10 protein-coding genes are annotated in these 12,114 nt (G+C 55.3%); 9 read left to right on the forward strand and 1 reads right to left on the reverse strand.

Features of this window, described 5'->3' with window-relative positions:
- Positions 1–12: 12 nt before the first annotated feature.
- The gene (locus RCH06_RS11955) at positions 13–537 is read right to left on the reverse strand and encodes a DUF4124 domain-containing protein (protein ID WP_327081690.1); all 525 of its coding nucleotides are present in this window, start codon (positions 535–537) and stop codon (positions 13–15) included.
- Positions 538–690: 153 nt separating this feature from the next.
- Between RCH06_RS11955 and guaB the strand changes: the two genes are divergently transcribed.
- The 9 genes from guaB (at position 691) to RCH06_RS12000 (ending at position 12,043) form a co-directional block, all read left to right on the forward strand.
- Positions 691–2,160 (forward strand): IMP dehydrogenase, encoded by a 1,470-nt coding sequence (guaB, locus tag RCH06_RS11960; RefSeq protein WP_327081691.1) that lies wholly within the window; start codon positions 691–693, stop codon positions 2,158–2,160.
- A gap of 77 nt (positions 2,161–2,237) precedes the next feature.
- On the forward strand, positions 2,238–3,857 hold the full coding sequence (gene guaA / locus RCH06_RS11965) for a glutamine-hydrolyzing GMP synthase (protein ID WP_327081692.1): 1,620 nt from the start codon (positions 2,238–2,240) through the stop codon (positions 3,855–3,857).
- 98 nt (positions 3,858–3,955) lie between these two features.
- Positions 3,956–4,216 (forward strand): hypothetical protein, encoded by a 261-nt coding sequence (locus tag RCH06_RS11970; protein WP_327081693.1) that lies wholly within the window; start codon positions 3,956–3,958, stop codon positions 4,214–4,216.
- Between the two features lie 61 nt (positions 4,217–4,277).
- Positions 4,278–5,528, forward strand: a complete 1,251-nt coding sequence (tadA, locus tag RCH06_RS11975) for a tRNA adenosine(34) deaminase TadA (protein ID WP_327081694.1) — start codon at positions 4,278–4,280, stop codon at positions 5,526–5,528.
- A gap of 85 nt (positions 5,529–5,613) precedes the next feature.
- Positions 5,614–6,573, forward strand: a complete 960-nt coding sequence (locus RCH06_RS11980; RefSeq protein ID WP_327081695.1) for an LD-carboxypeptidase — start codon at positions 5,614–5,616, stop codon at positions 6,571–6,573.
- 530 nt (positions 6,574–7,103) lie between these two features.
- Positions 7,104–7,544 (forward strand): hypothetical protein, encoded by a 441-nt coding sequence (locus RCH06_RS11985; RefSeq protein ID WP_327081696.1) that lies wholly within the window; start codon positions 7,104–7,106, stop codon positions 7,542–7,544.
- A 178-nt stretch (positions 7,545–7,722) separates the two neighbouring features.
- Positions 7,723–8,145, forward strand: a complete 423-nt coding sequence (locus tag RCH06_RS11990) for a hypothetical protein (protein WP_327081697.1) — start codon at positions 7,723–7,725, stop codon at positions 8,143–8,145.
- A 267-nt stretch (positions 8,146–8,412) separates the two neighbouring features.
- Positions 8,413–10,749 (forward strand): heavy metal translocating P-type ATPase, encoded by a 2,337-nt coding sequence (locus tag RCH06_RS11995; RefSeq protein ID WP_327081698.1) that lies wholly within the window; start codon positions 8,413–8,415, stop codon positions 10,747–10,749.
- Positions 10,750–10,996: 247 nt separating this feature from the next.
- Complete coding sequence (locus RCH06_RS12000) at positions 10,997–12,043, forward strand: YVTN family beta-propeller repeat protein (RefSeq protein WP_327081699.1); 1,047 nt, start codon at positions 10,997–10,999, stop codon at positions 12,041–12,043.
- Positions 12,044–12,114: the final 71 nt, after the last annotated feature.

The raw sequence follows: 12,114 nt of genomic DNA on the forward strand, positions 1-12,114 counted from the left end.
ATCGCCAGCCATTTATTTTTGACAGTCGCTGTCGGCAATGCCCTGCAGACGCTTGGTTTCTTTTGCGCGCTCGTTGTCATCCATGAATTCGCGTTCGCCTTTGGCATTAATGACGCTCAGCCGCGTGCCTGATTGAACCGCGACCAGCCCTTTTTTGGCGCGCTCACAATTGTCGGCTCGGGACTTTGCCAATTTTTCTTCTTCCGCTTTCTTCTTGGCGTTTTCCTCATCCTCCGCCTGTTTTTTTCTTGCTTCCAACTGGGTGTCCTTGCCCGGGATTTTGGGCGTGCCGGCTTTGTTGGCTACCAGCGGGGCGGCGGCCGCAGGTGCCGCATCTGCATCGGCTGCCGGCAAAGGCGCTCTCAAACCGGGCTGTTTCAGGATATTTTTTTCTGGAATTTCGGCGGGCGGCGCGCGGTCGCTGAAGACTTTTCGGCCGTCCTTGTCAATCCATTGCCATTGCGCCAGCGCAGCGTGCATGCATGAAGTGCTGGCAACAAGCAGAATCAGGTTTCTTGTAAAAGATTTGAAGTCCATCGCGAAAGTGTAGCGCTGTGTGCCAGTCGTATGGGTGGTCTTTTAACAAAACGGCTTGCCTGCAAACCCGGCGTACGGTCTGGATATCACTAGGGATGCAGCGACTGGGAGCGTCTTGTACAAAGGTACAATCGTGTTTTTGGAGCTTTCTCTATGCGCCTACTCGGCAAAGCGCTCACCTTCGACGACGTATTGTTGGTGCCAGCGTTCTCCCAAGTCCTTCCCAAGGACGCCCTGCTTTCCACCCAGTTCTCCCGAAACATCCGCCTGAATTTGCCGCTGGTCTCAGCGGCGATGGACACGGTCACCGAGGCGCGTCTGGCCATTGCCATCGCGCAGGAAGGTGGCATTGGTATCGTCCACAAAAATCTCACGCCTCAGCAGCAGGCGGCAGAGGTCTCCCGAGTCAAGCGCTACGAAAGCGGTGTGCTGCGTGATCCGGTCGTGATCACCCCGACCCACACCGTTCGTCAAGTCATGGCGCTCAGTGAACAGCTTGGTATTTCCGGCTTTCCGGTCATTGACGGCGGCAAGGTGGTCGGTATCGTGACCGGGCGCGATATGCGCTTTGAGTCGCGCATGGATGTGCCGGTCAGCACCATCATGACGCCGCGCGAGCGCTTGATCACTATGCCTGAAACGGCAACCTTGGCCGATGCCAAGGCGTTGTTAAACAAACACCGGTTGGAGCGCGTCCTGCTGATCAATGACAAGTTTGAGCTGAAGGGCTTGATTACTGTCAAGGACATCACCAAGCAGACCACCTTTCCCAATGCCGCGCGTGATTTGCATGGCAAGCTGCGCGTGGGCGCAGCCGTCGGGGTGGGCGAGGGCACTGAAGAGCGCGTCGAAGCCCTGGTTCGTGCCGGGGTGGACGCTATTGTGGTGGACACCGCCCATGGCCACAGCAAGGGCGTGATTGACCGGGTTCGCTGGGTCAAGCAGAACTATCCGCACATTGATGTGATCGGCGGCAATATCGCCACCGGCGCAGCGGCCTTGGCGCTGGTAGATGCTGGTGCTGACGCGGTGAAGGTCGGCATTGGCCCCGGTAGCATTTGCACGACGCGCATCGTCGCTGGCGTGGGTGTGCCGCAAATCATGGCCATCGACAACGTAGCCACCGCCTTGCGCGGCACCGGCGTGCCCTTGATTGCAGACGGCGGCATTCGTTACAGCGGCGATATTGCCAAGGCCATCGCGGCTGGCGCTGGAACCGTGATGATGGGCGGCATGTTTGCCGGCACCGAAGAGGCACCCGGCGAGGTTATTTTGTTCCAGGGCCGCAGCTACAAGAGCTATCGCGGCATGGGCAGTATTGGTGCCATGCAGCAGGGCAGTGCGGATCGCTACTTCCAGGAGTCCAGCACGGGCAACCCGAATGCGGACAAGCTGGTTCCTGAAGGCATTGAAGGCCGTGTCCCGTACAAGGGCTCCATGGTGGCTATCGTTTTTCAGATGGCCGGTGGACTGCGTGCAAGCATGGGATATTGCGGCTGCGCCACGATCGAAGAAATGCACAACCTGTCAGAGTTTGTCGAGATCACCTCTGCCGGTATCCGCGAGAGCCACGTGCATGACGTACAGATCACCAAGGAAGCGCCGAATTACCGCGCAGACTGATCGAGTCTTCGCATCCTGGGCGTCTGGCAGCAGACGCCCTTTTCTTTTTTGACTGAACAATTGCCCCTACGTCTTTCATGAAGCACCAAAAAATCCTCATCCTAGATTTCGGCTCACAAGTTACCCAGCTGATTGCCCGCCGCGTACGCGAAGCCCATGTTTTTTGCGAAGTTCATCCCTGCGATGTGACTGATGACTGGGTTCGTGAATACGCCAAGGACGGCAACCTGAAAGGCGTCATCCTTTCAGGCAGCCATGCCAGCCTCTGGGAAGACGAAACCCTTCGTGCGCCCCAAGCGGTGTTTGAACTGGGGATTCCGGTGCTCGGCATTTGTTTTGGCATGTATGCCATTGCCGAGGCCTTGGGCGGCAAGGTCGAAGGCGGTCACAAGCGTGAATTTGGCCATGCCGAAGTTCGCGCCCGTGGGCATACCAAGCTGCTGGAAGGTATTCAGGATTACGCTACGCCCGAAGGCCAAGGCATGCTGCATGCCTGGATGAGCCACGGCGACAATGTCACCGAATTGCCGCCGGGCTTCAAGATCATGGCGTCGACCGATTCTTGCCCGATTGCTGGCATGGCCGATGAAGAGCGTAAATATTACGCTGTGCAGTTTCACCCCGAAGTCACGCACACCCCCCAGGGCAAGGCGATTCTGGAGCGCTTCGTGCTTGACATCTGCAGCGCACGTCCGGACTGGGTCATGGGTGACTACATCACTGAAGCGGTCGAAAAAATCCGCCAGCAGGTCGGTAGCGAAGAAGTCATTCTGGGCCTGTCAGGCGGGGTCGATTCATCGGTCGCAGCGGCGCTGATTCACCGCGCCATTGGCGACCAGCTCACTTGCGTGTTTGTCGATCATGGTCTGCTCCGCCTGAACGAGGGCGACATGGTGATGGAGATGTTTGTCGGAAAACTCCACGCCAAAGTGATTCGGGTCGATGCCGCCGGTCAATTTCTTGGACACCTCGCTGGCGTGAGTGATCCGGAAGCCAAGCGCAAGATCATTGGCCGTGAGTTTGTCGAAGTTTTCAAGGCTGAGGCTGCCAAGCTCAAGGCCGGAAGCGGCGGGCACCAGGGAGCGACATTTTTGGCCCAAGGCACGATTTATCCCGACGTGATCGAGTCAGGTGGCGGCAAAAGCAAAAAAGCAGTTTCTATTAAAAGCCATCACAACGTCGGCGGTTTGCCTGAACAGTTGGGCCTCAAGCTGCTCGAACCCCTGCGCGAACTCTTCAAGGATGAAGTGCGTGAACTGGGCGTGGCGCTCGGCTTGCCGCACGACATGGTGTATCGCCATCCCTTTCCCGGACCGGGGCTGGGCGTGCGAATTCTGGGCGAAGTCAAAAAAGAATATGCCGATCTGTTGCGCCGGGCAGACGCAATTTTTATTGAAGAGTTGCGTAATTTCAAAGACGCTGAAACAGGTAAAACCTGGTACGACCTGACCAGCCAGGCATTCGTCGTGTTTTTGCCGGTAAAGAGCGTAGGCGTGATGGGCGATGGTCGTACCTATGAGTACGTGGTGGCGCTGCGTGCAGTCCAAACCAGCGATTTCATGACGGCTGACTGGGCCGAACTGCCTTACGCACTGCTCAAGAAAGTATCAGGCCGAATCATCAATGAAGTGCGCGGCATCAACCGTGTTACCTACGATGTCAGCAGCAAGCCGCCAGCGACTATTGAGTGGGAATAAGTAAGCAGCTGCCTGTGATATTGGGCTTGAATGAGTTCGATGCCGCCATGTTTCTCACCAAACACGCACGGCCTTCTTAAATCTTCAAGGGGGTTGAGATGCGTGCAGTTTTTGGTTTGATCAGTTTATTGATCGTACTGTTGGTGGTGCTGGGGCTGGCTAAAAAGCAGCTGGCATCAACGCCCGCCGTACCCATTCACGTACAGAATCCGGCGCTTGTTGATCCGTCGGTGACTTTGCCGGTCGTTCCTGCTGGCGCAACCCCCCAAGCTCAGCGCCAGCAAATCGAGCAACAAATCAAGCAATCGCTTGACGCCGCCATGCAGCAAAGCCATCCAGTCCCTGATGACGCAAAATAATAGTCAAACAAGGCGCTGGCGCATTTCTGGCAAGTGTTGATAGCTATTAATTTGGTAGCAAATGAGTGACGAAGATTTCATGTGGCTAGCCCTTGCCCAAGCCCGCCAAGCTGCGTTGCTGGGCGAAGTCCCGGTGGGTGCGGTCGTCGTACGGCACGGTGAAGTGATTGCTGCGGGCTGTAATGCAATGATTGGCACGCATGATCCGACGGCCCATGCCGAAATTGTCGCTTTGCGCGCCGCTGCGATGGTGTTGGGAAATTACCGGCTTCACGAATGTGAATTGTTTGTCACGCTTGAGCCCTGCGCCATGTGCAGCGGCGCGCTGCTGAACGCACGGCTCAAGCGCGTGGTGTATGGGGCGTCCGAGCCAAAAACTGGTGCAGCTGGCTCGGTGATTAACCTGTTTGCACAACCGGAGTTGAATCACCACACCCAAGTACAGGGCGGAGTTCTACCTGCGCAAGGTCGTGCGCTGATACAAAAATTTTTTCGCCAGCGCAGGCTCACTTTGCGTAAAGAGTCTAGCCAAAGTTATTTGTTACGCGAGGATGCGTTGCGTACGCCTGATGCAGCCTTTCACGGTCTGCCTGACTATCCCTGGCAGCCTCATTACGTCAACGATTTACCTGCGTTGGATGGCTTACGAATACATTATCTGGACGATCAGGGTGCAAACCTGGGGCAGGGCGGTGATTCGCTGACTTATCTGTTTTTGCATAATGGAACGGGCTGGAGTTACGAGTTTCGCCATTTTCTGCAGCCCCTGATCAATGCAGGGCACCGTGTAATCGTGCCGGATTTGATTGGTTTTGGAAAAAGTGACAAACCCAAAAAAGAGGCTTTTCACACCTTTAGCCATCATCGTCAAATACTGATCGAACTTGTTGAACGACTGGACTTGAAGAATATTGCGCTTGTGGTATCACAAGCCAACGCATGGCTTTCTCTTACGCTGCCAATGGCTGCACCCAAACGTTACCGCTATCTACGGGTTCAGGAGGACGGACTGGTTAACAGTAATTTACCAATTTCTGCAGGGCATGGACTATGGGAAAAGCTGATTGCACATATGCCTGCTGATAGTAATGAGGTGTCGCCGTATTTGTGTAGCGATAAACAGATGAACATCGTCAATGACAGGACGGTTGCTTGGAATGCGCCTTTTCCGGATCAGGGACATCGCGCTGCCATTCGAGCTTTTGGGCGAATAGCAGGGGAAGCTGGAATTACAAAATGCAGCGTCATCTCACATGAAGTTTCCGGGTATTGGCGTGAACAAATGGCAACGACTAAAGTTAACGTCGAATAAAAGGCGTTACACATCAGGATAGTGCCCCATGCATTTCAATGTAATTTACACATTTTAATTTTAAATAATTACTAAAAAAGTAAAAATGAAAAAACATATATATATTTATTCGCCTTCAAGTGCTGTACGTGATAAAGCCAGCTTCAAACGTGGTCTGAAAAAACTAAGTGCAATGGGCTATGAAGTCGAAGTCGATGAAGCTGCACTGACAACTCACCAAAGATTTGCCGGCGATGACAAAACACGATTAGCTGCAATCCACAGAGCCGCAAGTAGCGGTGCTGACATTGCGCTTATTTCACGTGGAGGTTACGGACTCACGCGAATTTTGCCCGATATTGATTATCGTGCTGTCGCAAATGCAATTTCAAAAGGCACTCAATTTGTTGGGTTTAGTGATTTCACCGCATTTCAACTGGCTGTTTTAGCTAAAACCGGTGCAGTTACCTGGGCGGGGCCTTCATTAGGTGAAGACTTTGGTGCCGCCGACGGAGCAGATGACATCATGGAGGCCTGTTTTGATGATCTGGTAACAGGGCAGGGTGAAGGCAGTGGATGGCAGTTGCCCAAGTCTGCTGGTAAATTAGTAAATGATATTAAGAGTAATGAAAACACAATAATTGCAGAGAGTATTCATAATATAAGTAATTCAATACTGTGGGGCGGCAATCTGTCCATGTTGACTTCGCTGGTGGGAACGCCTTATATGCCTGTGGTCAAGAACGGAATTCTATTCATAGAGGATGTAGGCGAGCATCCTTATAAAGTTGAACGAATGCTTGCCCAACTGCTTCAGGCAGGCATTCTTGCCCAGCAAAAAGCCATCATTTTTGGCCAATTCAGTAACTATAAACTTGTACCGCATGACAAAGGCTACAAACTTGCAAGCGTAGTAGCTTGGCTAAAAAGTAACGTCAAGGGGCTGGTCTTGACCGGACTGCCATTTGGTCATATAGCTACCAAGGTACTTTTGCCTGTTGGACTCTCAGTTACTTTGGCTGTAGAAAAAAGAGATGCTTTTTTGTTATGGGGTCATCAACATTGATCCAAGAAGACAAGTAATTAGTCAGTTTCTCGTTGACTGTTGTCAAGATTTGCTTGGCGGGTTTGTGCTTTTTCAACCGACGGCCAAAGCGCCCGGTGGTGGACTCATGGGCAGGCTGCCAAATTCGGCGAGATGGGAAAACTCGCGGTACAGCGGGGTGACTAAGAACGCCTCTTGCGTGCCCGGGTTCGACATCGCGAACCACTGCTGCTATGCAAGTGAATGCGCAGTACCGTCTGCAGAATAAAAGGTGTCTGGCCATTTTTCCTCCCTGGACAGTACGGGGCAATGAGCTCGATCAGCGCGCTCCATCTTCTCCAGGAACTCACACTTGCGGGTCTTCTTCACACTCAAATTGAGATTCAGGACGGCTTGTTTCATAAACAAAATTACTTTAAATCAAACTGATTTAAAGCACAAAAATATGGGAGTTAGGCAGAGTTTGCTTAAGCAATACTGCACTTTTTGATTTCGATCAATAACTTGAAGCGGAATGGGCTTAATATGAGATATCTGCAACCCGATCCAACATGAAATTTTTTTCTAACATCTGTGCCAAGCGCAACATCATATTGATGGTGTTGATGGCATGGGTGTTTGCGTTGGCTTCAGGGGTTGTGAACGCTTGTTTACTGGAAGCGCGTGAAACGAATTTATACACAGTTACAGTCGAATCTTCTGAAGCTGCGCATGAGTCTGTGATGTTTCCGGGTCACCCCGGAGCCGTGGCCGATGGCGTTGGTGAATCGCACTCCAAGGCGCCATGCCTGAAGGTTTGTGATGACGGCTCACGCTCTTTCCCCAAGCAGGATTTGACGGTCGCCCAAAACGATCCCGGGCCAGCGCTCCTCGTTGGAATTCTCTGGGGCACCGCTGCGCCGGTCATTCCGACACTTCATCACATGGATGACGAGCAGCCGGCCAAGCCTGTGCTGCCCATCCGTATTCGCTTCTCGCGACTGGCAATTTAGCCGCCCTTTGACGTTTAAATCCCGAGCTTTGTGCTCTGCGGTCTGCGTCCATATCCGAATTGAATTCAGTTTGCTTTTGTGCCGAGCGCAGAACGCAGATTACGACATCAAAGCAGCGCTGTGCTTTCCCACAGCACCCCCCGTAGTTAATTTTCTGTCAACTAAACAGGAGTCTGCCATGACCAATTTTCGATTTATTCCGCTTACCGTCGCCTTGATTGCCACCAGCGCACTAGCCGCCTGTAATACGGCTCCGGCGATGCCCATGGGCACTGCGTCTAACAACAGCATGACCACACCAGATCAGACGGCCAAGATGGATGCGCAGATGGAGACCATGCAGCGCATGCACGACAAGATGATGAACGCCAAGACTCCGGAAGAGCGAAGCAAGCTGATGGCCGAACACATGAAAACCATGCAGGAGGGGATGGCCATGATGGAGGGCATGCCCAGCGCTGGCATGGGCGCTATGAAAGGCATGCCCGGGATGGCGGGTGACATGAGTTCACATCATCCGATGATGGAAAAACGCATGGAAATGATGCAGTCCATGATGAAAATGATGATGGACAGGATGCAGCCTACACCAGCGAAATAACGCACCCAATCCCACAACATTTCTTTACACGGGTGTCGCGCTGGCCAGCGTCGGATTGTTCGATGCCCTGTGTGCGCTGACTTGAACTGTGGAGCCTTGATCGTTTCTCGATTTTTTCATAACCAATCAGTTCCATAGCATGACCTAGATGTGACTGTTTGCATGCACACGCACCTAAAGCGATGTTCGTGTTCAACAGGACATGGTGGTTATTCAAGGCATCGGCAACAGAACCGGGCCACACAAGCCATAACAAGGAGTAACCCCATGGATATGAAAACGCATCAGCATCAGAGCAGCAACCCGTTAGCTACGCCATCCTCGCCCACCGATCTGAAGGATCCAGTGTGCGGCATGACCGTCACAGAGCAGTCTGATCACAAGTTGACGCACGAGGGTCGGCCTTACTATTTCTGCAGCACCAAGTGCCAGGGCAAGTTCGCGGCCAATCCGCTGCAGTACCTTACGCCCATAGCGCCGGTAGACACCGCTCCGGCGGCGGTGGGAACGATCTACACCTGCCCAATGCATCCGCAGATCCGCCAAGACCATCCCGGCAACTGCCCCATATGCGGCATGACGCTCGAGCCGTTGCTTCCAGACCTCGATGATGATGAAAACCCCGAGTTGCGCGACTTCGAGCGGCGCTTCTGGTGGACTCTGCCGCTGACCGCCATCGTTTTTGTGCTTGCCATGTTTGGTCATCGCTTCCAGTGGATGGACATGACCGTACAAAGCTGGGTGGAACTGGTACTGGCAACTCCCATCGTCCTGTGGGCCGGTTGGCCATTTTTCGCGCGTGGCTGGCAATCCGTGGTGCATCGCAGTCCCAACATGTGGACGTTGATTAGTCTGGGCACGGGCGCCTCCTATGTTTACAGCGTCGTGGCGACTCTGGCACCGCAGGTATTTCCGGATTCGTTCATCTCCATGGGGCGCGTGGCCGTGTATTTTGAAGCAGCGGCCGTCATCATCTCGCTCACGCTGCTGGGCCAGATGCTCGAACTCAAGGCCAGATCACAAACCTCGGCCGCCATCAAGTCTCTGCTGGGCCTGGCGCCCAAGACCGCGCGCCGGATCCGGGAGGATGGCACGGAAGAGGATGTTCCATTGTCCCATGTTCATGTGGGCGACCAGTTGCGCGTGCGCCCTGGCGAAAAAGTTCCAGTCGACGGCATCGTGACAGAAGGCGGTAGCTCGGTGGATGAATCCATGCTGACAGGCGAGCCGATGCCGGTTGCCAAACGTGTGGGCGATAAAGTGATCGGCGCCACGCTCAATACCAGCGGGGCCCTGGTCATGCGCTCAGAGCACGTTGGCGCGGCCACCATGCTGTCGCAGATCGTGCAGATGGTTGCCCAGGCGCAGCGTTCCAGGGCGCCGATGCAGCGCATGGCCGACGTGGTGGCGGGCTACTTTGTCGTCACTGTCGTTTCTGTTGCGTTGCTGACGTTTTTAATCTGGGGATTTTTCGGGCCTGAGCCCAGCTGGGTGTTTGGCCTGATCAATGCCGTGTCGGTGCTGATCATCGCCTGCCCGTGCGCTTTGGGCCTGGCCACGCCGATGTCGATCATGGTGGCGACAGGCCGCGGTGCAACGCAGGGCGTGTTGTTTCGCGATGCAGCAGCCATCGAGAACTTGCGCAAGGTCGACACCCTGATCATCGACAAGACCGGCACCCTGACGGAAGGCCGTCCGACATTTGACCGCGCTGTTCCAGCCGCTGGCTTTGAGGCCGACGAGGTATTGCGCCTGGCCGCCAGCCTGGACCAGGGCAGCGAGCACCCACTGGCCGAAACCATTGTGCGTGCTGCCCGCGAGCGTGGCATGCAACTCGACAAACCGGAGAATTTCGATTCCGGCTCGGGCATTGGCGTGCGCGGGCAAGTTGGGGGCCGTCAGCTGGCGCTGGGCAACACCACGTTGATGGAGCAAATTGGCGTGTCGGTCGCCGCCATGGTGGCGCAGGCCGAGGCTTTGCGCGCAGAAGGCGCCAGCGTGATGCACCTGGCGGTGAATGGCCAGCTGATGGGTCTGCTGGCCGTGTCTGATCCGGTCAAGGCCAGCACGCCGGAAGCGCTGGCAACCTTGAAAGCGGCCGGACTGCGCATCGTGATGGCGACCGGCGACGGTTTGACCACAGCAAAAGCCGTCGCCGCCCGCCTGGGCATTGACGAGGTGCACGGCGAAGTCAAGCCAGCCGACAAACTGATGCTGGTAGAAAAGCTGCAAAAGGAGGGCCGTGTGGTGGCCATGGCTGGGGACGGTATCAACGACGCACCGGCACTGGCCAAGGCCGATGTGGGCGTGGCCATGGGCACAGGAACCGACGTGGCCATGAACAGTGCGCAGATCACGCTGGTCAAGGGCGATCTGCGCGGGATTGCGATTGCGCGTGCGCTGTCGGAAGCGACCGTCAGTAACATGAAGCAAAACCTGATGTTTGCCTTTTTGTACAACGCGCTGGGCATCCCGATTGCGGCTGGTGTGCTGTATCCGCTGACCGGCTGGCTGCTGTCGCCCATGATTGCGGCGCTGGCCATGAGTTTCAGCTCGGCATCCGTGATCGGCAACGCTTTGCGCCTGCGCAACAGACGTGTGTGAGTCCGCTGGTTTACTTGTCTCGCCGACAACTACTTTTGTTGCCAGAGGCATGAAATAGCAGGCACGGCGACTTTGATCGTCGCTGGTGTCAATTACTCGCCATTGAAGGTTCAAGCCTGGCGACAGAAGTGTTATTGCTCCGGCCCATTGAAGTCATAAGTTTTGCGGCTTTGGTCCCAAGAAAAATAGTCAATTTTTGTTCAAACTTCAGAGGGCCGGATCAATAGTACCCAACAAGGATTGATTGATGACTACAAGTAAAAATAAATGGTTTTTGACGACGCTGCAACTCAGCCTGCTGGCCTGGTCTGGCGCTACCTTGGCCGCCGACAAGGTGTATGTGGCCAACGAGGGCGCTGACACGGTGAGCGTGCTCGATGCCGCGTCGTTCAAAACGCTCGCAAACGTGCGCGTCGGCAAGATGCCGCACAACGTGCAGGTATCGCCCGACGGCAAGCTCGTATGGGTGACCAACAACGGCGAGCCCGATCAGACGGCTGACGCTTCTGCGCACAAAAATATGACCAAAGGCAGCCATGATGCGATGGGAAAGCCGGGGGCGGTCTGGGCTATCGATACCAGTAGCGACGCAGTCGTCGCCAAGGTGCCGGTTGGCATGCACCCGGCCCATGTGGTGGTGTCGCCCGATGGCCGCTTCGCTTATGTCACCAATGGTGGCGACAACACGGTCAGCGTTATCGACACATCCGCGCAACGTCTTGTGGCGACAATTCCGGTCGGCAAGTTTCCCCACGGCCTTCGGTTCAAGCCAGACGGCAAGCAGGTCTGGGTCGCCAACCTCAAGGGCGGCACGGTGTCAGTCATCGATACCGCCAGCCAGAAGGAAATTGCGCAAGTTCCGGCAGGCAAGGGGCCGGCTCAGGTCGGCTTTACGCCGGACGGTCGTCTTGTCTTGGTCTCGCTGTCAGAGGAAAACGCCGTCGCAGTGATCGACCCGGCCACGCGCAAGGTGATTCGCAAGGTGGCGGTCGGAACAGTCCCCATCCAGCTGTATGCCACGCCTGATTCACGCACACTGGTAGTGGCCAACCAGGGTACGCGCAAGAAGCCTGGCAAGACCGTCAGCCTGATCGACCTGGAGAGTTTCAAGGTCACCAAGACTGTGGTGACCGGCGCCGGAGCCCATGGCGTGGTCGTTGACCGCGAAGGCCGGTACGCCTACGTGACCAACAGCTACGCCAACTCAGTCTCCGTGGTCGATGTGAAAGACCGCAAGGTCGTGAAGACCGTTCCTGTCGGCAAGGGCCCCAACGGCATCAGCGTGACGCCTTGATGCTCGCCCGGCGTTTGCCGCTGTCCGCCCAAGTGTTCGTTGTGTGCGGCCTGCGGCATGTCGCGCTGGAC

Source organism: Polaromonas sp. CG_9.5, from assembly GCF_035984465.1.
Lineage (GTDB): Bacteria > Pseudomonadota > Gammaproteobacteria > Burkholderiales > Burkholderiaceae_C > Polaromonas.

Excerpts from the sequence above, each read along its gene's own strand:
- RCH06_RS11955 (WP_327081690.1), bottom strand. The coding sequence starts at position 537 with ATGGACTTCAAATCTTTTACAAGAAACCTGATTCTGCTTGTTGCCAGC.
- guaB (WP_327081691.1), top strand. The coding sequence starts at position 691 with ATGCGCCTACTCGGCAAAGCGCTCACCTTCGACGACGTATTGTTGGTG.
- guaA (WP_327081692.1), top strand. The coding sequence starts at position 2,238 with ATGAAGCACCAAAAAATCCTCATCCTAGATTTCGGCTCACAAGTTACC.
- RCH06_RS11970 (WP_327081693.1), top strand. The coding sequence starts at position 3,956 with ATGCGTGCAGTTTTTGGTTTGATCAGTTTATTGATCGTACTGTTGGTG.
- tadA (WP_327081694.1), top strand. The coding sequence starts at position 4,278 with ATGAGTGACGAAGATTTCATGTGGCTAGCCCTTGCCCAAGCCCGCCAA.
- RCH06_RS11980 (WP_327081695.1), top strand. The coding sequence starts at position 5,614 with ATGAAAAAACATATATATATTTATTCGCCTTCAAGTGCTGTACGTGAT.
- RCH06_RS11985 (WP_327081696.1), top strand. The coding sequence starts at position 7,104 with ATGAAATTTTTTTCTAACATCTGTGCCAAGCGCAACATCATATTGATG.
- RCH06_RS11990 (WP_327081697.1), top strand. The coding sequence starts at position 7,723 with ATGACCAATTTTCGATTTATTCCGCTTACCGTCGCCTTGATTGCCACC.
- RCH06_RS11995 (WP_327081698.1), top strand. The coding sequence starts at position 8,413 with ATGGATATGAAAACGCATCAGCATCAGAGCAGCAACCCGTTAGCTACG.
- RCH06_RS12000 (WP_327081699.1), top strand. The coding sequence starts at position 10,997 with ATGACTACAAGTAAAAATAAATGGTTTTTGACGACGCTGCAACTCAGC.